The sequence below is a fragment of the Paenibacillus sp. lzh-N1 genome (genome assembly GCF_002872435.1).
GTDB classification, from domain to species: Bacteria; Bacillota; Bacilli; order Paenibacillales; family Paenibacillaceae; genus Paenibacillus; species Paenibacillus polymyxa_C.
Map to the genome: position 1 here is coordinate 2750001 of NZ_CP025696.1, position 23498 is coordinate 2773498.

Annotated in this window: 21 protein-coding genes, 15 tRNA genes and 1 rRNA gene; 33 read left to right on the plus strand and 4 right to left on the minus strand. The window is 45.7% G+C overall.

Annotated elements, in window-relative coordinates; genetic code table 11:
• The first annotated feature begins 216 nt into the window (after window positions 1–216).
• The 16 genes from C0638_RS12385 to C0638_RS12460 all read left to right on the plus strand — a co-directional run bounded on the left by C0638_RS12385 (window position 217) and on the right by C0638_RS12460 (window position 4611).
• Window positions 217–3142 (plus strand): 23S ribosomal RNA (locus tag C0638_RS12385).
• Window positions 3143–3206: 64 nt separating this feature from the next.
• A tRNA-Asn gene (locus C0638_RS12390) sits at window positions 3207–3282 on the plus strand.
• 3 nt (window positions 3283–3285) lie between these two features.
• A tRNA-Ser gene (locus C0638_RS12395) sits at window positions 3286–3377 on the plus strand.
• 17 nt (window positions 3378–3394) lie between these two features.
• Window positions 3395–3466: transfer RNA gene (locus tag C0638_RS12400), tRNA-Glu, on the plus strand.
• Window positions 3467–3533: 67 nt separating this feature from the next.
• A tRNA-Val gene (locus C0638_RS12405) sits at window positions 3534–3609 on the plus strand.
• Window positions 3610–3634: 25 nt separating this feature from the next.
• Window positions 3635–3711, plus strand: a tRNA-Met gene (locus C0638_RS12410).
• A gap of 15 nt (window positions 3712–3726) precedes the next feature.
• Window positions 3727–3803 (plus strand) — tRNA-Asp (locus C0638_RS12415).
• A 37-nt stretch (window positions 3804–3840) separates the two neighbouring features.
• Window positions 3841–3913, plus strand: a tRNA-Phe gene (locus C0638_RS12420).
• Between the two features lie 22 nt (window positions 3914–3935).
• Window positions 3936–4011 (plus strand) — tRNA-Thr (locus tag C0638_RS12425).
• Between the two features lie 4 nt (window positions 4012–4015).
• Window positions 4016–4101: transfer RNA gene (locus tag C0638_RS12430), tRNA-Tyr, on the plus strand.
• A gap of 7 nt (window positions 4102–4108) precedes the next feature.
• Window positions 4109–4182, plus strand: a tRNA-Trp gene (locus C0638_RS12435).
• 18 nt (window positions 4183–4200) lie between these two features.
• Window positions 4201–4273 (plus strand) — tRNA-His (locus C0638_RS12440).
• 9 nt (window positions 4274–4282) lie between these two features.
• Window positions 4283–4357: transfer RNA gene (locus tag C0638_RS12445), tRNA-Gln, on the plus strand.
• A gap of 6 nt (window positions 4358–4363) precedes the next feature.
• Window positions 4364–4435 (plus strand) — tRNA-Gly (locus C0638_RS12450).
• Window positions 4436–4446: 11 nt separating this feature from the next.
• Window positions 4447–4521, plus strand: a tRNA-Cys gene (locus C0638_RS12455).
• A gap of 11 nt (window positions 4522–4532) precedes the next feature.
• Window positions 4533–4611 (plus strand) — tRNA-Leu (locus C0638_RS12460).
• A gap of 43 nt (window positions 4612–4654) precedes the next feature.
• Here C0638_RS12460 and C0638_RS25985 read toward each other — a convergent pair.
• Together C0638_RS25985 and C0638_RS12470 are read right to left on the minus strand one after the other, a co-directional pair.
• Window positions 4655–4783 (minus strand): hypothetical protein, encoded by a 129-nt coding sequence (locus tag C0638_RS25985; RefSeq protein WP_258012605.1) that lies wholly within the window; start codon window positions 4781–4783, stop codon window positions 4655–4657.
• A 1182-nt stretch (window positions 4784–5965) separates the two neighbouring features.
• A complete protein-coding gene (locus C0638_RS12470) occupies window positions 5966–6181 on the minus strand; it encodes a hypothetical protein (protein WP_058712643.1) in 216 nt (71 codons plus the stop codon).
• A 218-nt stretch (window positions 6182–6399) separates the two neighbouring features.
• Here C0638_RS12470 and C0638_RS12475 point away from each other — a divergent pair, with 218 nt between their 5' ends.
• From C0638_RS12475 to C0638_RS12500, 5 genes are all read left to right on the plus strand, one after another.
• Window positions 6400–6921, plus strand: a complete 522-nt coding sequence (locus tag C0638_RS12475; RefSeq protein WP_058712571.1) for a MarR family transcriptional regulator — start codon at window positions 6400–6402, stop codon at window positions 6919–6921.
• Entirely contained in the window at window positions 6902–7678 is a 777-nt protein-coding gene (gene sufC / locus C0638_RS12480) for a Fe-S cluster assembly ATPase SufC (protein ID WP_058712570.1), read from the plus strand. Before C0638_RS12475 ends, sufC begins: the two co-directional genes overlap by 20 nt.
• Window positions 7679–7701: 23 nt before the next feature.
• Window positions 7702–9009: a Fe-S cluster assembly protein SufD gene (sufD, locus tag C0638_RS12485; RefSeq protein WP_439097956.1), complete on the plus strand. Its 1308-nt coding sequence runs from the start codon at window positions 7702–7704 to the stop codon at window positions 9007–9009.
• A 43-nt stretch (window positions 9010–9052) separates the two neighbouring features.
• Window positions 9053–10450: a Fe-S cluster assembly protein SufB gene (sufB, locus tag C0638_RS12490; protein ID WP_102163514.1), complete on the plus strand. Its 1398-nt coding sequence runs from the start codon at window positions 9053–9055 to the stop codon at window positions 10448–10450.
• A 312-nt stretch (window positions 10451–10762) separates the two neighbouring features.
• Window positions 10763–11002, plus strand: coding sequence for a NifU family protein (locus tag C0638_RS12500; RefSeq protein WP_058712630.1), 240 nt, complete (start codon window positions 10763–10765; stop codon window positions 11000–11002).
• On the opposite strand, the gene C0638_RS25680 is transcribed toward C0638_RS12500, so the two are convergent.
• The gene (locus C0638_RS25680; protein WP_233902315.1) at window positions 10977–11147 is read right to left on the minus strand and encodes a ParA family protein; all 171 of its coding nucleotides are present in this window, start codon (window positions 11145–11147) and stop codon (window positions 10977–10979) included. The genes C0638_RS12500 and C0638_RS25680 overlap by 26 nt on opposite strands.
• Window positions 11148–11445: 298 nt before the next feature.
• Between C0638_RS25680 and C0638_RS12510 the strand changes: the two genes are divergently transcribed.
• The 9 genes from C0638_RS12510 (at window position 11446) to C0638_RS12550 (ending at window position 18286) form a co-directional block, all read left to right on the plus strand.
• Complete coding sequence (locus C0638_RS12510; protein WP_013373003.1) at window positions 11446–12003, plus strand: TetR/AcrR family transcriptional regulator; 558 nt, start codon at window positions 11446–11448, stop codon at window positions 12001–12003.
• Window positions 12004–12147: 144 nt separating this feature from the next.
• Window positions 12148–13374 carry an MFS transporter gene (locus C0638_RS12515; protein WP_058712546.1) on the plus strand — a complete coding sequence of 409 codons (1227 nt, stop codon included), beginning with the start codon at window positions 12148–12150 and terminating at the stop codon, window positions 13372–13374.
• A 127-nt stretch (window positions 13375–13501) separates the two neighbouring features.
• Window positions 13502–13813, plus strand: coding sequence for a LiaF transmembrane domain-containing protein (locus tag C0638_RS12520; RefSeq protein ID WP_016324716.1), 312 nt, complete (start codon window positions 13502–13504; stop codon window positions 13811–13813).
• A gap of 88 nt (window positions 13814–13901) precedes the next feature.
• Window positions 13902–14570 (plus strand): PspA/IM30 family protein, encoded by a 669-nt coding sequence (locus C0638_RS12525; RefSeq protein WP_058712545.1) that lies wholly within the window; start codon window positions 13902–13904, stop codon window positions 14568–14570.
• A 7-nt stretch (window positions 14571–14577) separates the two neighbouring features.
• Window positions 14578–15063: a PspC domain-containing protein gene (locus C0638_RS12530; RefSeq protein WP_102163516.1), complete on the plus strand. Its 486-nt coding sequence runs from the start codon at window positions 14578–14580 to the stop codon at window positions 15061–15063.
• Complete coding sequence (locus C0638_RS12535; protein ID WP_013372998.1) at window positions 15063–15767, plus strand: PspA/IM30 family protein; 705 nt, start codon at window positions 15063–15065, stop codon at window positions 15765–15767. Before C0638_RS12530 ends, C0638_RS12535 begins: the two co-directional genes overlap by 1 nt.
• A 147-nt stretch (window positions 15768–15914) precedes the next feature.
• Window positions 15915–16562 carry a cell wall-active antibiotics response protein LiaF gene (gene liaF, locus C0638_RS12540; RefSeq protein WP_013372997.1) on the plus strand — a complete coding sequence of 216 codons (648 nt, stop codon included), beginning with the start codon at window positions 15915–15917 and terminating at the stop codon, window positions 16560–16562.
• 16 nt (window positions 16563–16578) lie between these two features.
• A complete protein-coding gene (locus C0638_RS12545; protein ID WP_013372996.1) occupies window positions 16579–17658 on the plus strand; it encodes a sensor histidine kinase in 1080 nt (359 codons plus the stop codon).
• Window positions 17636–18286, plus strand: coding sequence for a response regulator (locus C0638_RS12550; RefSeq protein ID WP_013372995.1), 651 nt, complete (start codon window positions 17636–17638; stop codon window positions 18284–18286). The genes C0638_RS12545 and C0638_RS12550 overlap by 23 nt, the downstream gene beginning before the upstream one ends.
• A gap of 76 nt (window positions 18287–18362) precedes the next feature.
• On the opposite strand, the gene C0638_RS12555 is transcribed toward C0638_RS12550, so the two are convergent.
• Window positions 18363–18818, minus strand: coding sequence for a hypothetical protein (locus C0638_RS12555; RefSeq protein WP_058712560.1), 456 nt, complete (start codon window positions 18816–18818; stop codon window positions 18363–18365).
• Between the two features lie 248 nt (window positions 18819–19066).
• Between C0638_RS12555 and C0638_RS12560 the strand changes: the two genes are divergently transcribed.
• From C0638_RS12560 to C0638_RS12570, 3 genes are all read left to right on the plus strand, one after another.
• Window positions 19067–19831 carry a YwmB family TATA-box binding protein gene (locus tag C0638_RS12560; RefSeq protein WP_058712561.1) on the plus strand — a complete coding sequence of 255 codons (765 nt, stop codon included), beginning with the start codon at window positions 19067–19069 and terminating at the stop codon, window positions 19829–19831.
• 187 nt (window positions 19832–20018) lie between these two features.
• Complete coding sequence (zwf, locus tag C0638_RS12565) at window positions 20019–21575, plus strand: glucose-6-phosphate dehydrogenase (RefSeq protein ID WP_013372992.1); 1557 nt, start codon at window positions 20019–20021, stop codon at window positions 21573–21575.
• Between the two features lie 298 nt (window positions 21576–21873).
• Window positions 21874–23454 (plus strand): peptide chain release factor 3, encoded by a 1581-nt coding sequence (locus C0638_RS12570; protein WP_013372991.1) that lies wholly within the window; start codon window positions 21874–21876, stop codon window positions 23452–23454.
• Window positions 23455–23498: the final 44 nt, after the last annotated feature.

Below are 23498 nucleotides of genomic sequence, written 5' to 3' on the forward strand. Positions count from 1 at the left end.
TTACTCACTCGTTGCTCAGTTTTGAGAGTTCAAACTCTCAAATTGCACCTTGAAAACTGGATACCGAAACGAAATTGCGTTTTAGAATATTCCTTTAAGCTGATCTTGTGTAAACAAGTGAAATAAAGGTAGCAGATAAGGGAAGATATTTTGCTTATAGCAAAAATCATTTTCTTATTGAACATCGACATTTTCTTTCTGCGAAAGAAAAGTCTAGGTTAAGCTACAAAGAGCACACGGAGGATGCCTAGGCGCCAGGAGCCGACGAAGGACGTGGCGAACAACGATAAAGCCTCGGGGAGCTGTAAGCAAGCTTTGATCCGGGGATGTCCGAATGGGGAAACCCGGCTGTCTTCATCGACAGTCACTACTCACTGAATTCATAGGTGAGTGAGAGGCAGACCAGGGGAACTGAAACATCTAAGTACCCTGAGGAAGAGAAAACAATAGTGATTCCGTCAGTAGCGGCGAGCGAACGCGGATTAGCCCAAACCAAGGAGCTTGCTCCTTGGGGTTGTGGGACGTCTCACATGGAGTTACAAAGGAACCGGTTAGATGAAGAGGTCTGGAAAGGCCCGCCAGAGAAGGTAAAAGCCCTGTAATTCAAAACTTGTTCCCTCCGAGACGGATCCCGAGTAGTGCGGGGCACGTGAAACCCCGTATGAATCCGGCAGGACCATCTGCCAAGGCTAAATACTCCCTGGCGACCGATAGTGAAGCAGTACCGTGAGGGAAAGGTGAAAAGCACCCCGGAAGGGGAGTGAAATAGATCCTGAAACCGTGTGCTTACAAGAAGTCAGAGCCCGATCTATGGGTGATGGCGTGCCTTTTGTAGAATGAACCGGCGAGTTACGTTCCCGTGCAAGGTTAAGGTGAAGAGCTGAAGCCGCAGCGAAAGCGAGTCTGAATAGGGCGACTGAGTACGTGGACGTAGACCCGAAACCGGGTGATCTACCCCTGTCCAGGGTGAAGGTGCGGTAACACGCACTGGAGGCCCGAACCCACGCATGTTGAAAAATGCGGGGATGAGGTGGGGGTAGCGGAGAAATTCCAATCGAACCCGGAGATAGCTGGTTCTCCCCGAAATAGCTTTAGGGCTAGCCTCGGAAAAAAGAATCGTGGAGGTAGAGCACTGATTGGGTGCGGGGCCCGCAAGGGTTACCAAGCTCAGTCAAACTCCGAATGCCATAGATTTAGTTCCGGGAGTCAGACAGTGAGTGCTAAGATCCATTGTCGAAAGGGAAACAGCCCAGACCATCAGCTAAGGTCCCCAAGTGTGTGTTAAGTGGGAAAGGATGTGGAGTTGCACAGACAACCAGGATGTTGGCTTAGAAGCAGCCACCATTGAAAGAGTGCGTAATAGCTCACTGGTCGAGTGACTCTGCGCCGAAAATGTAACGGGGCTAAACACACCACCGAAGCTATGGCTTGATGCTTGCATCAGGGGTAGGGGAGCGTTGAATGCGGGTTGAAGGTGTACCGGAAGGAGCGCTGGACTGCATTCAAGTGAGAATGCCGGTATGAGTAACGAAAAGATCTGTGAGAATCAGATCCGCCGAAAGCCTAAGGGTTCCTGAGGAAGGTTCGTCCGCTCAGGGTAAGTCGGGACCTAAGGCGAGGCCGATAGGCGTAGTCGAAGGACAACAGGTAGAAATTCCTGTACCACCGTAATCCGCTATGAGCGATGGGGTGACGCAGTAGGGTAGTGACGCGGACTGATGGATGTCCGTCTAAGCAGTGAGGCTGATGTGTAGGCAAATCCGCACATCGTTAAGGCTGGGCTGTGATGGGGAGCGAAAATTATAGTAGCGAAGGTCATGATCTCAGACTGCCAAGAAAAGCCTCTAGCCAGGAGAAGGTGCCCGTACCGCAAACCGACACAGGTAGGCGAGAAGAGAATTCTAAGGCGCGCGGAAGAACTCTCGTTAAGGAACTCGGCAAAATGACCCCGTAACTTCGGGAGAAGGGGTGCCTCGGTAGGGTGAATAGCCCGAGGGGGCCGCAGTGAAAAGGCCCAAGCGACTGTTTAGCAAAAACACAGGTCTGTGCGAAGCCGCAAGGCGAAGTATACGGGCTGACGCCTGCCCGGTGCTGGAAGGTTAAGGGGAGTGGTAAGCCTTCGGGCGAAGCTATGAACCGAAGCCCCAGTAAACGGCGGCCGTAACTATAACGGTCCTAAGGTAGCGAAATTCCTTGTCAGGTAAATTCTGACCCGCACGAATGGCGTAACGACTTGGGCGCTGTCTCAACGAGAGATCCGGTGAAATTTTAATACCTGTGAAGATGCAGGTTACCCGCGACAAGACGGAAAGACCCCATGGAGCTTTACTGCAGCTTGATATTGAATTTGGGTACGATCTGTACAGGATAGGTGGGAGCCGTAGAACTTTGAGCGCCAGCTTGAAGGGAGGCATCCTTGGGATACCACCCTGATCGTATCTAGGTTCTAACTTGGTACCGTGATCCGGTACGAGGACAGTGTCAGGTGGGCAGTTTGACTGGGGCGGTCGCCTCCTAAAGAGTAACGGAGGCGCCCCAAGGTTCCCTCAGAATGGTTGGAAATCATTCGAAGAGTGCAAAGGCAGAAGGGAGCTTGACTGCGAGACCTACAAGTCGAGCAGGGACGAAAGTCGGGCTTAGTGATCCGGTGGTACCGCATGGAAGGGCCATCGCTCAACGGATAAAAGCTACCCTGGGGATAACAGGCTTATCTCCCCCAAGAGTCCACATCGACGGGGAGGTTTGGCACCTCGATGTCGGCTCATCGCATCCTGGGGCTGAAGTAGGTCCCAAGGGTTGGGCTGTTCGCCCATTAAAGCGGTACGCGAGCTGGGTTCAGAACGTCGTGAGACAGTTCGGTCCCTATCTGTCGTGGGCGTAGGAAATTTGAGAGGAGCTGTCCTTAGTACGAGAGGACCGGGATGGACGTACCGCTGGTGTACCAGTTGTTCCGCCAGGAGCACCGCTGGGTAGCTATGTACGGAAGGGATAAGCGCTGAAAGCATCTAAGCGTGAAGCCCCCCTCAAGATGAGATTTCCCAATACGTAAGACCCCTTGAAGACGACGAGGTAGATAGGTTGGGGGTGGAAGTGCAGTAATGCATGGAGCTGACCAATACTAATCGGTCGAGGGCTTATCCTAAGATAAGACGCAATAAGTTTCGGATCCAGTTTTCAAGGTGTAACCTTGAAACAAGTGTTAATATTCCCTGATAGCTCAGTTGGTAGAGCACTCGACTGTTAATCGAGTTGTCACAGGTTCGAGTCCTGTTCGGGGAGCCATATGGAGAGGTGTCCGAGTTGGCCGAAGGAGCACGATTGGAAATCGTGTAGGCGCCAAAAGCGTCTCGAGGGTTCGAATCCCTCTCTCTCCGCCAGAATTATTCTATAGCATGGCCCGTTGGTCAAGGGGTTAAGACACCTCCCTTTCACGGAGGTAACAGGGGTTCGAATCCCCTACGGGTCATAAAAAAATAATAAAAAAGTTGCATTAAAAAGTTTGTTATGGTATAATATGAGAAGTGTTCCGTTGAGGAGGCTTAGCTCAGCTGGGAGAGCATCTGCCTTACAAGCAGAGGGTCGGGGGTTCGATCCCCTCAGCCTCCACCATTTTAAAATAAATACTTATTACTGTCGCGGGGTGGAGCAGTTCGGTAGCTCGTCGGGCTCATAACCCGAAGGTCGCAGGTTCAAATCCTGCCCCCGCAACCAATTTAAATCTATTATGGAACTGTGGTGTAGAGGCCTAACATGCCTGCCTGTCACGCAGGAGATCGCGGGTTCGAATCCCGTCAGTTCCGCCATTATTAATGTATTAATTGATAAAGGGTCTTATTGTAAGGCTCGGTAGCTCAGTCGGTAGAGCAGAGGACTGAAAATCCTCGTGTCGGCGGTTCGATTCCGTCCCGAGCCACTTTTAATTGAATAGTTTTTGTGCCGGTGTAGCTCAATTGGTAGAGCAACTGACTTGTAATCAGTAGGTTGGGGGTTCAAGTCCTCTCGCCGGCACCATTTTGGAGGATTAGCGAAGTGGCCAAACGCATCAGACTGTAAATCTGCTCCCTTACGGGTTCGGTGGTTCGAATCCATCATCCTCCACCAGTTTTATAGGGGCATAGTTTAAAGGTAGAACAACGGTCTCCAAAACCGTTGGTGTGGGTTCAATTCCTGCTGCCCCTGCCAATTACTTCTTTTCCTGTGGCGGTCGTGGCGAAGTGGTTAACGCACCGGACTGTGACTCCGGCATTCGTGGGTTCAAGCCCCATCGGCCGCCCTTTCTTATTGGGGATTAGCCAAGCGGTAAGGCAACGGACTTTGACTCCGTCATGCATAGGTTCAAATCCTATATCCCCAGCCATCTTATGCGGACGTGGCTCAGCGGTAGAGCATCGCCTTGCCAAGGCGAGGGTCGCGGGTTCGATTCCCGTCGTCCGCTTTTTATACTCTGGCGCCATAGCCAAGTGGTAAGGCAAAGCTCTGCAAAAGCTTTATTCCCCAGTTCAAATCTGGGTGGCGCCTCCATAACTTAATATGCCGGCGTGGCGGAATGGCAGACGCGCTCGACTCAAAATCGAGTGGGAAACCGTGGAGGTTCGAGTCCTCTCGCCGGTATAACTAAAAGAGTTCATTAGAGACATTTTCTAGTGTGCTTTTTTTATTTGAGTTTTAGTACCCCACTCATTGCTTGAGCTGAAGACACCTTTGAGTTGTATTCCAAATGCGAATAAATATTTGCCGTTGTTGCATAATCGCTGTGGCCTAACCATTCCTGAACTTCTTTCATGCTTACCCCCATGCTTACCCCCATGCTTACCCCCATGCTTACCCCTAATACATCTACATAAAGCGACTGGCTTTATTCTTGGTTCGGTCCTTTTCAAGTTCAATATATCTACCATTCAAACTGCCCGATGTGGCGGTATGTTTAATATTAATAGTCCAATTCAATAAATCAATAGCCGACCATTTTAATCCTACGACCTCGCTTCGGCTTAGCCCATAAAAGGCAGCCAGGATAACGGAAAGCTCAATTCTTTCGCCTCAGATTACTGCGAGGAGTTGATTCAGCTCCTCGGCATTGTAGAAGCTCACGACGTAATTGTTCTTTTTTGGGCTTTCAACTAAGTTAGGGAGATTCGCCACAATCAGCTTTATTTTCATGGCATACTGAAGGGCTCTGCAAATGTTCGCGTGATAATGAATAACGGTATTGGCGCTGACACCTTGCACATTCATTTCATGGGTATACAAGTTCTGAAAATCCTCTGTAGTTAAATCATCAAGCAATACATCCCTTTCTCTCGGAAAAAAGATCTACGCGGCCTTTTACAGTGTCGGAATAGGAGATATAGGAGATAAACCCGATGCTGTTTTTCATCATCTCTAGCCATCGAAGCATAAAGTCTGCGAACAGCCTTTTGCTATTAACGGATGGAGTAGCCGCTTTTACTCTTACGCATATCTTCGTTTTCAAACGCGAGTGCTTGTCCTTCCATATGATAATTCTTCCTGGCTTCCTGAAGCAAGATTTCGGTTCTTTTCTTGGTTCCTTTTATCTTAAGCCCCGTAGGGATCCATTTTGGTTATCGTTTACCATTCTCATCTTTACAGTTAGGCGGATGTCCCGTTGTGCTTTCTCCTCTTCCAACAACTCCAGAGGGTGAACCCGATTTCCTTTTTCAAATACCGGTTGAGCTTCGGAATGGATTTGCTACAAAAGTGGTAGCTGAATCCGCCGATGGATTGCTTTAGCGCTCAGAAGGTGTTTGATTTTGAAGCGGGCGGTATAAAGTTCGATGATCTAGGTCGCCTCCAGTGTCAGATCGGTGCTGGCTAGAATGGAGCATCGCCTGATCGGATTCACCAGCAAAAACCACAGTTTTTGGTATACTCTTTGGCCCCATAACATATCCAGACACAGGTAACTGACGGATTATTCATGCCATACATGCTCACGATAGCGTACTCAAACGCGGCGATACGGCATTAAAACAGCTCGGCCAAGCACCACCTTTGTCCTTTTTTTACGATAGCGACCCCGGTCTGTGGCAGGTGTACCATGACGTTCATAGGCAACGGTATTGGACTTGGCTTCGGTTACCAGATCCATCCGGGTGCTGCCGAATGGGTTCCATTGTTCACCCCCCGCAAAGCAGGATTGATCAGAGGTATTCAAGACCATTTCCGTGACGTGCCCTAGTCAAAACACAGCATAAGGCCGATGACCATGACAACAAACCCATGAAAAACGCCTCCAAAATTGTCACATTTAACACAATTGATATTGATTATCAATATCAATTGTGTTAATATGATTTTGTTTACTAGTGAACAAAATATAATCTAATGGTGACACTGAACTTGATCTGCAACTACTACAAGAGAGGGGAGATTGGGAAATTGGAGTTTCAAAATCATTTTAAAGGTCATCTTTACGAGCAATATATTAAAATGCTACATCTGAATGAGCTGTATACTGAACAAGAAATTAACTCGTTTCGGCAACAGGCTAGAAAGTACCAGATTGACATGCTCTCCAATAATATTACTAGTGTACACGTTATTGATTGTATTGGTGATTATGAACCGATAAATCATACTGGGATTGTGGAGAAGATGGGGTTGTCCAAAGCTAGCATTACTAAAATTAGTGCAAAGCTGCTGGAAATGGGCTTCATTATGAGAAGCCAACTGAACAGCAATCGTAAGGAGATTTACTTTAGTTTAACGGATAAGGGAAGACACGTTTATCATTTGCATAAAGAACTGCACAAAGAAAAAGAACAAAGGTTTTACCAATTCATTGAATCCTATTCAGAGGTTGAGCTGCAGACTATTGGAAAATTTATGAGTGATTTGGTGGCGCGTGCCGAAGAATACTCCGAAGGGAAGTTTACGATAAATGACGACATTAAAGATTGAGAAATTAAGATCCAAGATTGAAGGGAAAGAAATTTTAAAAGGGCTCACACTGGAGATTCATGGCGGAGAGATTCATGCGATTATGGGGCCTAATGGGACGGGAAAAAGTACATTGGCTTCAGCTTTAATGGGCCATCCCAAATATGAGGTTACTGGCGGTAAGGTGACATTGGACAATGAAAACCTTCTGGAGATGGAGGTGGATGAGCGTGCCCAGGCAGGCTTGTTCCTCGCTATGCAATACCCAAGTGAAATTGCTGGCGTGACCAACTCGGATTTTCTCAGAACTGCCATCAATGCACGGCGTGAAGAAGGCGATGAGATATCCTTAATACGTTTTATCCGTGAAATGGAGAGCAAAATGAAGGAGCTGGAGATGAACCCGGAATTTATGCATCGTTATTTGAATGAGGGATTCTCTGGCGGTGAAAAAAAGCGGAATGAGATCTTGCAAATGATGCTGCTTGAACCCAAGTTTGTGATCCTGGATGAAGTGGACTCAGGGCTTGATATTGATGCACTGCGTATTGTGGCCAATGGCGTAAATGAGATGCGCAGCCCGGATAGAGGCTTTTTAATCATCACCCATTATCAACGACTGTTGAATTATATTACCCCGGATTTTGTGCATGTCATGATGCAAGGCCGGATAGTTAAATCTGGCGGTCCGGAGCTTGCCCACCGTTTGGAGGCTGAAGGGTACGATTGGGTGAAGGAGGAACTTGGGATTACGGATGAGACGGTAAGTGAAGCTTAAAAGCCGGAGAGGAGGAACAGCACGTGGATATACAAGCTAGAGTTTCAATGAATGTGGACGATTTATGCGCATGGTCAAGCGCTAAGGATGAACCTCGTTGGCTGATTGAACACCGCGTTCACGCACTCGAACTGGCAGGGACGCTGGAGTTGCCTAAAGTGGAGAAAATCAATCTTGAAAAATGGGATATCTACGAAAGTGGAGATTACAAAGCTGAGAATGCGTGGTCTAGTTTGGAGGAAGCGCCGGAGGTTGTTCGAGGTTTGGTTGCTTCTCCGGTGAAAGGTGGACTAATCATTCAGTTCAACTCGGATGTAGTGTATACGAAATTGTCCGAGAGCTTAGTCGCCCAGGGAGTCATTTTAACGGATCTGCATACTGCGGCAAATGAGCACGAGGAGCTGGTTCAACGTTATCTCTTTCAGGCAGTAAAGCCAGAAGAACATCGTTTATCTGCTGCACACAGTGCCTTATGGAGTGGTGGCGTTTTTCTATATGTCCCAGACGGTGTAGAGGTTGAAGCACCTATTCAAGCGATCTTTATTAACGATACAAGCGGTGTGTGTTTTGCTCCTCACGTCTTAATTGTGGCAGGGAGCAACAGCAAGATTACTTATGTGGATAATTGTGTATCGAGTCGTGATGATGTCAAGGTATTGCATAACGGTGTGACGGAGGTCTTCGCGGGGGCGGGCTCAAAGGTGCAAGTAGCTTCGGTTCATCAGCTTGCTGCAACTACAACAGATTTCACCCAGCGACGGGCGGTCGTCCTTGCTGATGGGGGTGTGGAATGGATTATCGGTGAGATGAACAATGGTTATACCGCCAGCGATACCAAGACTTTGCTACAAGGCAACGGGGCGGTCTCCGACAATAAGGTGATTGCTATTGGCACGGGCAATCAAAAATCGAGCTATACAACTCAAGCTCAGCATTTTGGCAGAAGCTCGGTAAGCCAGATGATTACGCGTGCAGTCATGCTTGAAGAAGCTACGGCCATTATCAACGGCATTACAAAGATTGAAAAAGGTGCAACCCATTGTGATGGTCAGCAAACAGAACGCGTGCTTATGCTAAGTCCTAAAGCTCGCGGCGATGCCAATCCGATCCTGCTGATAGATGAGGATGATGTAACCGCGGGTCATGCTGCATCCGTGGGGCAAGTAAATGCAGAGCAAATCTATTATCTGATGTCGCGCGGGGTATCACGGAGTGAAGCCGAACATCTTGTTATTTTTGGATTTCTCGCTCCTGTCATTTCGGAGATCCCGCTGGAAGGTGTTCGCAGTCGCCTAAAAGATTTAGTGGAAAGCAAACTCGGTAGATCATAGCAAATCAAAATGAATCTTGAAAGGTTAAAAAGGAGTGATACTAATGGCAAAAAAAGCACCAGATATGGGCGAATATAAATATGGGTTTCGCGACATGCACCAGTCTATTTTTCAATCTGGAAAAGGTCTGACGGAAGAGATTGTCCGGGAAATTTCCCGGATCAAGGAAGAGCCGGAGTGGATGCTCAATTTTCGGTTGAAAGCTTTGAATCAATTCTACAAAATGCCGATGCCTGAATGGGGAGCGGATTTGACCGAGCTTAGTCTTGATGACATCCAGTATTACGTTCGCCCTTCTGAAAAACAAGGAAAGACCTGGGAGGAGGTTCCTTCCGAGATCAAAGCAACCTTTGACAAGCTGGGAATCCCTGAAGCGGAGCAAAAGTTCCTGGCGGGCGTATCCGCTCAATATGAGTCGGAAGTAGTTTATCACAGCATGCAGAAGGAACTGGAGGATCAGGGCGTTATTTTCCTTGATACGGATAGTGCATTAAAGCAATACCCTGAAGTGTTTAAGCAACATTTTGGGACGATCATCCCTCCTGCCGACAATAAATTTGCGGCGCTTAATAGTGCGGTTTGGTCAGGCGGTAGCTTTGTATACATTCCGAAGGGTGTTCAGTGCGAGGTTCCTATACAAGGTTATTTCCGTATTAATTCTGAAAATATGGGGCAATTCGAGCGGACATTAATTATTGCCGAAGAGGGCAGCTTTGTCCATTATGTTGAAGGATGTACAGCACCTATTTATAGTACCAGTTCTCTGCATAGTGGAGTTATTGAAATTATTTGCCGGAAAGATTCCCGTGTCCGTTACACGACCATTCAGAATTGGGCTCCTAATATCTACAACTTGGTAACCCAAAGGGCTGTGGCAGAAGAAAATGCCACAATGGAATGGGTGGACGGCAACATCGGCTCCAAGGTAACAATGAAGTATCCGGCAGTATTATTGAAAGGACGGGGAGCCAAGGGGTCCATCCTGTCTATTGCCGTAGCCGGTAAAGATCAGCATCAAGATGCTGGCGCGAAGGTAATTCACCTTGCTCCCGAGACAACATCTACGATTATATCCAAATCCATCAGCAAGCAGGGCGGAAAAGTAAACTACCGAGGGTTGTCCAGCTTCAGCCGCGATTCCGCAGGGTCCAAGTCCAATATTAAGTGCGATACGTTGATATTGGATAACATGTCAACATCAGATACGATTCCGTACAATGAAATTAAAAACGATCAGATTACTTTGGAGCACGAGGCAACAGTATCCAAAGTGTCCGAGGAACAATTGTTTTACTTAATGAGCCGCGGGCTTACAGAACAAGATGCTACACAAATGATTGTAATGGGCTTTATTGAACCGTTTACCAAAGAATTGCCAATGGAATATGCCGTTGAAATGAATCGCTTGATTCAATTTGAGATGGAAGGAAGCATCGGTTGATTCATTAATTTAATAGATCAAACCTTTATCATTCTTAAAGAGGTGCTAGTAATGAAGAAAAATAATTCGGACGATTCAGAACTAGCTCAAATTACCCGAGAGATACGAAAACTTCAGTTCTGCCTCCATATGCTGTCAGGATTGAGCGCAAGTTGTGGTGTGATGATACCTTTAGACTCTATTCATACGCTTATAAGGGAACTTTCGGATCAAGAGGTCACTCTTAGGCAAAAAGCAAAGGATCACTCAGACGATCTAGGATGAAAAAGGTCTGAATTGACGGTTGGTAAAACAATGGGGGGAGTTGACATAATGGATGAAGATGGAGTTTTATTCAATGAAGTATCGGAAGTTCTTCTCAAACTACGTCCTTTCTTACTGCGTGACGGTGGAGATGCTGAATTGGTCGAAGTTGAGAACGGTATAGCAAAATTAAGATTTTTGGGAGCTTGCAATGGTTGCCCAAGTGCTACGATTACGTTAAAGGTTGCTATTGAGCGCGCAATTCTTGAGGAAATTGATGATATTAAAGAAGTTGTACAGGTATTCTAAATTCCTTGATACTGAGCAACTGAGTTAGTCCTGTCGCAGACCATAGCGACGGAAGTTGATCCCGCTGCTCAATACCAAAGTACATCGACAGATTACCTTGCGGGTCGAAATCGACGAGCAGTGCTTTTTTACCTTCATTAAACAAGGTATTATCAAGATTGTATTCGGTGTTGAGTGAGGAACCGTGGAGGTTCGAGTCCTCTCGCCGGTATATATAGAAGGATGATAAAATGCTTTAATGCATTTTATCATCCTTTTTATTATTCGTATTCTTAACTTTGGCAACAAGATTAACTTGGATCCAGATGAGTGGAAGATAAGAACTTTGCAGAGATCCTTTTTAATTAGGTTTATATTTGACTGGGACTTTGAAGTTGTAGTAGGATGATGGTACTGAAAAAACATTTATAGTTTATTAAGTGTAAGAGAAATGAGGAATGCATATGCAGGAAAGAATTTTGGAAGCTTTTGTAGAGGAAGTTCATGAGAATGGTTTGAAATTTACTATGGACGATCTTGCGAAAAGACTTGCCATCAGTAAGCGTACATTGTACGAGAATTTCTCATCTAAGACGCTTATTTTAGAGACACTGATTGAGCGTACAAATGATGATATGATTCAAAAGACAGAAGAAATTATCCAAAACAATGAATTAACTTTGTTAGAAAAGATTAAACAGTCGATTAGGGTTATGCCGCTGTATTATAAGTTTTATGATTTAAGAATATTAGACCAGATGAAAAAGTATTATCCTGAGCAATGGAAAAGAGTACATGCTGATTTAAATGATTGGTCGCCGATTAGAACATTAATTCAGGAAGGTATCCGAGAAGGAGTTATTGTGAACAAAAATGAAGCTCTGATCATGAAGCTTATTATTGATTCAGTAAATTTAACGCTTGATCAGCGTTTCTTTCTGGATAACAGTGTGACGGTAGAGGAAGCAACTTATTCCATTGTAGATATATTGTTATTTGGGTTAGTCGAAAAACAAAAATAGCCTAATAATATGTGCATATTAAAAGAGGCTATTTTTTTATGTGAAAACTAATAAAACAATTAGAGTTTTTTTGTTTTTTGAAGTTGGGATACTGAATTTAACTATTGATAAATAAAAGGGGTTCTGAAAAGGAAGGGTGGAAATATGTCTATACTGACAAGAAATCGGGGAGCAATGCTGTTATTGATGCTCAACATTTTTTTAGCATTCATGGGGATTGGGTTAGTTGTACCTGTTTTACCTAAATTTATAAGCGAGCTAGGGATGAACGGTTCTTCAATGGGGCTGATGGTTGCAGCTTTTGCGTTGACACAGCTTTTATTATCACCGCTGTCAGGAAAGTTGTCTGACCGTTATGGACGTAAAAAGTTGATTGTTTCTGGAATGTTCATTTTTATGCTGTCAGAGCTTGTTTTTGGACTGGCGAGTTCCGTCCCTACCTTGTTTGTTGCACGAATCATGGGCGGGGTAGGGGCAGCGTTGCTTACTCCTTCTATTATGGCCTACGTCGCTGATGTGACCTCGTTTGAAGAAAGAGGCAAGGGTATGGGGATGATTAATGCAGCGATTAACACAGGCTTCATAATTGGACCAGGGATTGGCGGTTTGCTTGCTGCCTATGGAATACGTATTCCCTTCTTTGCGGCGGCAGGTGCTGCAGGAATAGCGGCTATTTTGTCTCTGCTCGTGTTGCCTGAGTCTTTGAGCAAGGAAAAGCAACAGTACAATAGAGAGCTTCCGCGGGAAAAAGAAAATCTTTTACAGCAATTTGCGAAGTCCTATCAATCTCCGTATTTCATGGGCTTGCTCATTGTATTTGTCGTTGCTTTTGGATTGGCAAATTTTGAAACGGTATTTGGACTGTTTGTTGACCATAAATATGGTTTTACACCAATGGATATTGCCATCATTATAACGACAGGCTCTATTTTAGGAGCAGTTGTGCAAGCAACTATATTTGGTTGGATCATTAATCGTTTTGGTGAGAAAAAAGTAATTCACCTTTGCTTGGCTATCGGAGGACTATTTATTTTCCTAACTTTATTTGCCGAGCAGTACGTGATGATTATGCTGACGACCTTTATCATTTTTCTGGCTATGGATATCCTTCGCCCGGCAGTAAGCACTTCTCTATCGCGGCAGGCTGGGGATGAGCAAGGGTTTGTAGCGGGTATGAACTCGTCCTATACCAGCTTGGGGAATGTCATTGGACCGTTAGTTGCGGGATTGTTGTTTGATGTTCATATTAATATGCCTTATATGGTTGCAGCGGTAGCCTTATTTGCTTGTCTCGTCCTTTCACTACGCTCTAAGCATGCAGGAAAGCGGCACTCAACATCCCTTGCAGCAGAGCAGCATAGAGGAGGATAGCCGCAGGTCTATATTCATCCCCGACTTAGGTCTAGGTTCAAAAACCGTCTGGGGTCCGTTTTGTCAAACGCTAGGTCAGCGTACAATAAGGACATAAGCAAGACACAGTGAAAGGCGGTGAGAGATGATGAGAGTTAACAAAGGGAATGGGTTAGCCATTGTACTGATCGTGTTGGGTTCGATTATGCTGCTCGGTAAGTTTACTCCGTTTTTCGGTCACTTTGTAGGACATCTGATTGGTTACTTAATTCCGATAGCCATGGTTATGCTGGGGTACTACGGTGTGAAAAGAGGAAATGCACTCTTCGGCTGGATCGTGCTTGTGCTCGGGGTACTGATTTTACTGGGCAAGCTATCCTGGCTAATTGGGCCACTGCTGGCAATCGGGTTAATCATATTTGGTGTATCCATGCTGAGTGACCGTAGAAGTCGCTACTGAATGTGACAGTTTGAGGATGAAGAATAATGTACGAAAGCAAAGAGCAAGAAATGATGAAAATACGAAATTGTGAAAGGAGTAGACGCCAATGAGTGTTTTTCGAAGAATGCGTGATATTACGGTAGCAACTTTCAATGAGCATTTGGAACAAAGCCAAGATCCGGTACAACTCATTGACCAGTTCCTATATAATACCCGTCAGGAAATCGCTGAAGCGGAAAAGCTTCAGCAGCAGTATGCAGTGCATACAAGACAAATGAAGCAGCAGTTGGATCATGCATTGTCCATGCAGGCCAAACGGGAGGAACAGGCGCTTCTGGCTTTGAAAGCAGATGAAGAACACGTTGCAAAGCTAGCCCTTCAGGAAAAAATGCTGTATGCAGAAAAAGAAGAGCAGTATAGAGAACTGTGGGAGCAGAGCCGTGAATCATTACGTGAATTGGAGCAACAGCTGGATACATTAAAAACAGAATACCAGACGGTACACAGTAAGCGTCAGTATTATGCTGCACGTGTACAAACGTTGAGACTCCAGCAGCAAATGAACGAACGGGCAGGTACATACGGCGGACGAAATGTTCCCCGAATGTTCAACCGCTTGGAAGACCGGGTAGCTGATATGGAAGCAGAAACGATGAGTTTGCGTGAATTGCGCCGGGGTGAGGAGTATACAAGGGATGCTCACAGCGGTGGATCGCTGCTCGAACAAGAGTGGGCGAGACTGAAAAGCAAGCTGAACAACAGCGGGAAGGAGTAAGTAAATTATGACCCGAATTTACCGATCAAACCGGGATAGAGTATTAACTGGAGTATGTGGCGGTCTTTCTGACGCAACAGGAATGGACTCAACTTGGATACGTATTTTGGTTGTGATCAGTTTCTTTATTACAGCAGGCACCACATTTATGATTTATGTGATTGCAGCGTTGGTTATTTCCAAGGAACCAAGATCTCCTTACGACGGAGGATTTGGTCCAGATAGTGGTCCCTATACCCATCAAGATCCACGCTATTATGGCGGTAGTAGTACTAGAACGCAGTATGGACAAGGAACTGGTTACAATCAAGGCGGAGCATACGGCAACTCGAACCCGTTTGGTCAGGATGCCCGCTATTCATCCAAATTTAATACAGGGAACAAAAGTGATCTGGATTCCATGATGGAAGATATCGAGAAAAAAGCAATGAAAAAGGAACTGGAAGAGTTACGTAAAAAAGTAGAGCAATTCGAGAAGGGAGAACGTAAATAATGGGAATTTTTAAAAGAATGAAGGATATGACAAGAGCATCGGTGAATGAAATGTTGGATAAAGTTGAAGATCCGATTATCATGTTAAATCAGTACTTGCGCGATATGGAGGCAGAAATTCACGAGGCTGAGGTAACAGTCGCCAAGCAAATGGCAAATGAGCGTCGTATGAAACAGCGTTTGGAGGAGGCTGTGCGTGTATCCAATGAGCGCGAAAAGCAGGCTGAATCTGCATTGCGAAATGGCCAGGAAGAAGTAGCACGCAAGCTACTGGGCGAGAAGGTTTATTTTGTGCAAAAGCAGGATGAATACCGTGACTTGCACACTCAAGCCGAGCTCCAAGCCAAAGAACTGGTACAGCAGCTTCATGGAATGAAGGATGAATTCTACAAAATGCGCAATAAGCGTAATGAGCTGGTATCTCGTGCTCAAATGGCAAAAGCCAAAAAGCAAATGTCGCAAATCAATAGTTTGCACACGATTGAAAGCGGGTCTGCTTCGCTGGGCTTCCACCGCATGGAGGAAAAAATCATGCAAATGGAGGCAGAAGCTGACGTACTGCGTGCCCCTTATCGTCAAGCACCGGGAGAGGCATATGTTAATCCCGCAGAAGCTGAAAAACAATTTAAAGTGGATGAGCAGCTTCAACAATTGAAGTCCAAAATTCAGGCAGGTGCTAAACCTGTAGATATGAAGAAGGACTAACTACTCGGAACCCAAACATTATGATATGCTGTATAGATGGACACTGACCAATAACAGTGCTCAATCTGTACGGTTCGGAAGCCATATGGCGATATATTTCGCCACTATGGCTTTTCCTTCCGGTATAAACAAAAAAGGGGGTGCAGCATGGAGAAAAGAAAATCAGCCTTGGCACTGGCAGGGATTGGCATCGGGATTATCATTTTATTCGGTCAGTGGATTGGGTTCCTCTCCGTGTTTGCACTGATCCTAATGTTGGCCGGAATATATAAGATCCGCAATTCCAAAATCAAAAAGGGCTATACGATGCTTGCCATCGGTGCCGGTCTGCTGGTGCTGGATCATTTGTTCTTGTTTGTAGTGATCACATTGGCTTCGCTGGCTGTGTTCTATTCACGTTCCAGGAAGCTGCATAAAGGTCAAAGCTCCATATTCAAACACAATTTCATATCCAATCATAAATGGGATGAAGTGCCATGGAGCTTGCGCAGCACAAGCATATGGCATGTGGTTGGTGATGTGGATGCCGATTTGACGCTCGCTCTTCCAGAGGAACGTGAGCCCGTCATATTTTTACAGGGGATCTTCGGTGACATTGACATCACGCTGCCGGATAATTACGGTGTAGAGGTGGAGATGTTCGTATTGTTCGGTCAGATTCAGTTCGACCGGGATCATGAGGCGGGGATGCTCAATCGACTGGTGTGGAAGTCTCCTCATTTTGAGCAGAGTGAATATAAAGTGAAGTTTGTCGTTTCGTACTTGGCGGGCGATGTCCGTATTCGATTTTATTGAACCAGGAGGAACCGGGATGAATCACAAAAAAACGTCCAACATGGTAACCCGCAGTATGGGTGAAGGTATCCTCCTGTGTGTTGTTGTGGGCGTAGTTGTCTTTTATATGCTGTATACATATGGATATGTGAAGTCGTTCCCAACCTGGGGAATGATACTGAAAGTAGCAGGAGCCGTTATACTGGTGTTGATTGGTACAGGGGCAATGTACGGATTTTATGAAAGTTATCGCTTTAAAAGCAGACTGGAAATGTTGAGAGAGACATTGCTGATGTGGGAAAAGGGAACCCCTGCACGTGAGTTGCCACCTCTAGGGCATGATGAGCTTGGCAGACTAGGAGAGCAGTTGGAACGAATCGGGCGTAAATGGCAGGAACAAGTAACGTCTTTACAACGCTTATCTACGGATAATGCTCAGTTAGCAGAACAGGCACGGATGACTGCGATTGTGGAGGAACGGCAGCGGCTGGCCAGAGAGTTACATGACGCAGTATCGCAGCAATTGTTTGCTATTTCAATGACAGCGACGGCTGTGGGTAGGACGCTGGACAAGGATTTTGATAAAGCGCAGCGTCAAGTTGCATTAATTGAAGAAATGTCCTCCGTGGCACAATCCGAAATGCGGGCGTTACTACTTCATCTACGGCCTGTCTATCTGGAAGGAAAACGGCTTGAGCAGGGTTTGCGTGATTTGGTACAGGAATTACAAGCAAAGGTACCGATGGAGATTGATTTTGAGATGGAAAGCGGAGTACAGTTGGTTAAGGGCATTGAAAATCACTTGTTTCGCATTGTTCAGGAAGCGATGTCTAATACATTGCGTCACGCCAAAGCAACTCGTATGGAAATTCGTATTGTGCAACGCCCGGATTCCATTAGGTTGACGATTCGGGATAATGGTATTGGTTTTGAAATGGATGAGAAAAAGCAGACATCATATGGATTATCCACCATGCAGGAGCGGGTCAGTGAAATTGGGGGAGCTATTCAGTATATAACGGCTCCGGGAAAAGGGACACGGATCGAGGTGTCTGTGCCAGTTATTTATGATGAAAGCGGAAGGAACGATGATCATGGAAACGGAATTACCGATTAGCGTACTGCTGGTAGACGACCATGAAATGGTGCGGATCGGGCTTGCGGCGGTGCTGGGGACAGAAGAAGGGATTGAAGTGGTCGGCGAGGCCGGAAGCGGAGAAGAAGGCATACGCTTAGCATCAGAGTACAAGCCAAATGTGATTTTAATGGATTTGGTCATGGATGGCATGGATGGTATCGAAACGACACGCCAAGTGACACGCCTGCTTCCAGAGACAAAGGTGATTGTACTGACGAGTTATTTGGATGATGAGAAAATGTATCCAGTCATTGAGGCAGGGGCATTCAGCTATTTGCTTAAAACGTCTCGTGCTTCCGAGATCGCGGATGCGATCCGTGCAGCTGCACGTGGACAGTCCGTACTAGAGTCGCAGGTGGCCTCTAAGATGATGAATCGGTTTCGCCAGCCACAGGCTGAAGCGCCCGCACATACGGAGCTAACAGATCGTGAGATGGAGGTTCTTCGCTTGTTGGCACAAGGGAAGTCTAACCAGGATATCGCAGATGAACTGATTATCGGGATTAAGACGGTAAAATTCCATGTCACGAACCTTCTCGCCAAATTAGGAGTGGAAGACCGCACACAGGCGGCAATCTATGCTTATAAGAACGGCTTAGCAGAGTAAATTGTAAAACGACGAATACAAAGAACCGGAGACGATGAATGGTCCTCCGGTTTTTTTGTGTTCTGTAACACGGTGTTTAGATAAGGAGGAATAGAAAGGCGATTAAAGCCAGATCTAGTACAAGTCCTGCCCCGTATCCATATCTACCACGATAGCCTGCTCTGCCGTTTCCATAACCCCTATTTCCATTTGAATCAAATGCGCCTACGTTATAAGGAAAGTATGGATTTAGAAGTTCGTCCGGCGGTCTATTAAAGGAATTTAGCTTGGCAGAAGAACGAGCTTTGTTTTTAGAGTTCTTTTTTTGCTTTTTAGAGGAGTTTTTTTTAGCTTTTTGTTTTCCTTTGTTACTGTAGCTTCCAGCATAGAGACTACCAGGAAAGGAGGATGGATATCCGTTCAACATCAGCTTACCTTTGCTACACCCACTTAAGATGCCAATGTGTCGTGTACCATCACGCATAACGGCACAGACCATCCGTCCGCCATGAGGTGCCACATTGGCTTCATTTACTGGATAAATGGGAAACATGATTTCACCTCTTTTGGTGTAAGATGCGTTGTGATTATAGTCTATTCTTATCGTGCCTACGGTGTATGGTCGAACACCCAGTAGGCGAATGAATATTTCTGAAAGGTTGTGCTGACTTCCTCTGCGTATAAAACCTCTGGCAACGGGCATGCTATTGATAGATTCATAGATTTCAATCGAGCCGAAAAAAGAAGCATTCCATTGTGTGTATGCGGAGAATGAATGGTTATGGAGGGGGAAGAACGGCCATGTTAAAAGTAGAAATGATTAAAAAGGGAGTTATTGCATTTTTGGTATTAGGAACGGTGTTGGTACTGGCTGGCTGGCGTTACGGAACTCTTCAGACCAACGGAACTGATTCCCGTGAGGCAGAAGCGGCTTTACGCTCGTTGTTAATTCTCTCGGATCAAACCCCGGGTACACTGGATAAGCTGGTTGTAAAATGGCAAGGCGATTGGATTCCTAATCATGGAGATCCGGCAGATATAGTGGCACAGATAGCTGAGCAACTGAATATACCCACAGCAAGCAAACTCGTAGAAAATGGGCACACACTATATCGTTCTGTTCGTGATCGTGAGGATTTAAAAATTCGTTTAAATGTGATGGAACGTCAAGCTGGACAATGGTATGTAGTCGTTCAACTGGAAAGCAGCGACACAGGACGTGAGCAGTTGATTCAGCTTCATAAGCTTTGTGCCGAGCAATTACATTCGATAGGGGTTCAAGCGCAGTGGAACACCTCCGTTCAGCGTTCGCTGCAAGCAAAGGAAAGCGTGGATCAACTGATGAAACGGACAGAAGCAAGCTTAGCAGGGGATATCTCCATGCAGGCTAAAGAAAGATACACAGATGCAACCACTGTAGCTGTATCTTATGAAGCTCCAGAACTGCCATTAATCGTGCAAAGCGGTGAGCATCAAGTTCAGATGCAGATGGCGGTACATGAAAATAGAGCGCAGCAAAATAAACGTATAACACTCGGTTTTCCGATTATCACAATTGAATACTGACTTATAAGGTAAATTTATGATTCATCGGATAGCTTATCCATGTAGAATATGTTAAAATGTCATCAAATCTTTAGTTCCATGTTTTTCGAAAATCAAGTATGATCTTGTATAAATATACACAATACTACATGCGGATTTCGAGGATTGTGGATTGCGGAATCTTGACATGGGAAGAATGAGGTACTTCATGGCTGACATACCTGTTAAAGAATCTCTTGTGACACAAGGTGCAGTTCTGTTTATTTTTGGTGCTACGGGCGATTTGGCTCGCCGCAAGTTATTTCCTGCTATCTACAGCTTGTACCGCGAAGGCAAGCTTGCTGAAGATTTTGCTGTTATTGGTGTAGCAAGACGTCCCCGCACAGAAGCAGAATTCCGTAATGACCTGTACGCTTCCATACAGGAGTTTAGTCGCTACAAAGCAGAAAATGATCAAGAATGGCAGGCATTTGCCGAGCATTTTGAATATAAATCGCTGGATATCAACAATGTTGATGGGTTTCATGAGCTGAGACAGCAGACGGAGGCTATAGAAGGTAAGTTTAACATACCGGGAAATCGGTTGTTTTATTTGGCCTTGGCGCCTGAATTATTCGGAAGTGTGTCGAAGAGCTTGAAAGAGGGCGGCATGTTGGACGGCAAGGGCTGGAATCGTCTAGTTATAGAGAAGCCTTTCGGTTACAACCTCGAGTCTGCACAAGAGTTGAACATCGAAATACGTGAAGTATTTGCCGAAGAAGAAATTTATCGGATTGATCACTATCTCGGTAAGGAAATGGTTCAAAATATCGAGGTGATTCGCTTCGCTAACGCCTTTTTTGAACCACTATGGAATAACAAGCATATTGCCAATGTGCAAATTACGCTGAGTGAAACGGTAGGGGTGGAGGAACGCGGAGGTTACTATGATCATTCTGGCGCTTTGCGCGATATGGGACAGAACCATATGCTGCAAATGCTTACGATGATCGCGATGGAACCGCCTAGTCGTCTGTTACCAGAGGATATCCGTGATGAAAAGGTGAAAGTGTTGCGTTCACTACGACCTTTTGAATCGTCTGAGGATGTGAAGACCAACGTGGTACGTGGTCAATATACTGAAGGCAGTTACCGCGGTCAGCAGTTGCCAGGGTATCGTCAAGAAGACAAGGTTGATCCACAATCGAATACAGAGACTTATTTTGCTTCACGTGTGTTTGTAGATAATTTCCGTTGGGCTGGTGTACCGTTCTACATTCGTACAGGCAAACGTCTCCCTGTAAAAACTACGGAGATCGTTGTGGAATTTAAGAGCATGCCAACCAATGTATATCTCGGTCAAAAGCATAAGCTGGAACCAAACTTGCTCGTCATTCGGGTCAATCCAATGGAGGGCATTTACATTAAAATTAATGCCAAGAAACCCGGTTCGGAATCAGATATTGAGCCGCTGGCTATGGATTTTTGCCAAAGCTGTATGGTGGGGATCAACTCACCGGAGGCGTATGAACGGTTGCTGATGGATGCGATCGAGGGTGATTCGACGTACTTCACGCGGTGGGATGAGGTTGCTACAGCGTGGGGATTCGTTGATAGAATCGCCAAAGCATGGCAGCAGACCCCGGATACACTGGAAACCTATGCTGCAGGCTCATGGGGACCTGATGGTGCTCACAAGCTGTTAGAGCAGGATGGCTATAAGTGGTGGCCGGTTAGCGGTCAGGATGAAGATAATGTCATCTGGCGAGTAGGCGGCACTCAGTAATCCCGATTTGTCATGCATCCCCCTATGTCCTGTTTAGGATGTAAGGGGATGCTTTGCGTTCGGAGTATGCTATAATAGCTTAGTCTCAGGTTTTCAGTTTGCAACTGATTATATGTTAAAGGCAGGCTAAAACATGTAAATAGATCGTATTTATCATGAATATGGTGACGGAGTATGCCGAATACTGGAGCTAACGGCAATGAGCCGATGAACTTATGAACATAGGCGTGCATCATGGCCTTTTTATGAATAGCTTGAGCAGAAATGCAATGGATTTGATCATGAAGGGATATGTGAAATGAGTAAAACAACAGATATACTTCAACAGGAAGTCGACAAACGGCGTACGTTTGCGATTATTTCTCACCCGGATGCGGGTAAAACGACACTGACGGAAAAGTTGCTGCTGTTCGGGGGCGCTATTCGTCTTGCAGGTACAGTCAAAGCTCGTAAAGCCAGCAAGCATGCGACGAGTGACTGGATGGAGATTGAAAAACAGCGGGGGATTTCGGTAACATCCTCAGTGATGCAATTTGATTATAATGGGCATCGCGTTAATATCCTGGATACCCCGGGTCACCAGGACTTCAGTGAAGACACGTATCGCACATTAACAGCCGCAGATAGTGCGGTCATGCTGATTGACGTAGCAAAAGGTGTGGAAGCGCAAACGATCAAGCTGTTTCAGGTTTGTGCGAAGCGCGGAATACCGATTTTCACCTTCATTAACAAGCTGGACCGTGAAGGACGCAGTCCTTTTGATTTGATGGAGGAGCTTGAGCAGGTGCTTGGTATCCGTTCAGTGCCTATGAACTGGCCGATTGGTACAGGACGTGATCTGTGCGGTGTTTATGACCGTGTCAAAAATCAGGTTGAGTTGTTTCAGGGAGATGACCATTCCACGATCAAAGTACAAAAAGTGGAGGGTTACAATGATCCGATTATTCGCGAGATGGCGGGCGAATATTTGCACGACCAATTATGCCAAGATTTAGAGTTGCTTGATGTCGCAGGTGACCCTTTTGATATGGAAAAAGTACAGCGTGGAGAATTAACGCCTATATTCTTTGGAAGTGCTATTAATAATTTTGGTGTGCAAACATTTTTGGAAAACTTCCTTCAGCTTGCTCCTAAGCCGGAACCGCGCCACAGTACAGTTGGGGAAATTCAGCCAACGAACGAGAAGTTTACTGGCTATGTATTTAAAATTCAGGCCAATATGAACCCGGCTCACCGTGACCGTATCGCATTTTTGCGTATCGTGTCCGGTAAGTTTCAACGTGGGATGAGTGTTAAGCATGTTCGGATGGGCAAGGAAATTAAGCTGTCCCAACCACAGCAGTTCTTGGCACAGGACCGTGATATTGTCGAAGAGGCATTTCCTGGAGATATTATTGGTTTGTTTGATCCGGGTATTTTCCGTATTGGCGATTCACTCAGTCAAGGCAGTGAGGTTGTATTTGATGAACTGCCGACCTTCTCACCTGAGATTTTTGCCAAGGTTACTGTAAAAAATGCTTTGAAGCACAAGCAGTATCTGAAAGGTATCGACCAGTTGACCGAAGAAGGTATGATTCAGGTGTTCCGTACGGTAAGCTTTGATGATACGCTACTAGGTGTAGTCGGCCAACTGCAATTTGAAGTATTTGAATACCGCATGAAGGGTGAATATGGGGTAGATGTACAGCTTCAACGTATGCCGTTCCAATTTGCACGTTGGATTGTGGATGAGCAGATTGATCCGAGCAAGTTCCGTATCAACTCTACGCTGGTAAAAGATAAGAAAGGCAATTATGTAGCCTTGTTCGAAAATGAGTATGCCATGCGTACGGCTATAGAAAAAAATCCGACCGCTAAGTTTTTGGAAATGGCTCCATAAAATTTTATATATGCAGAGCAGTCTGATTTCAGTCATTTGATATA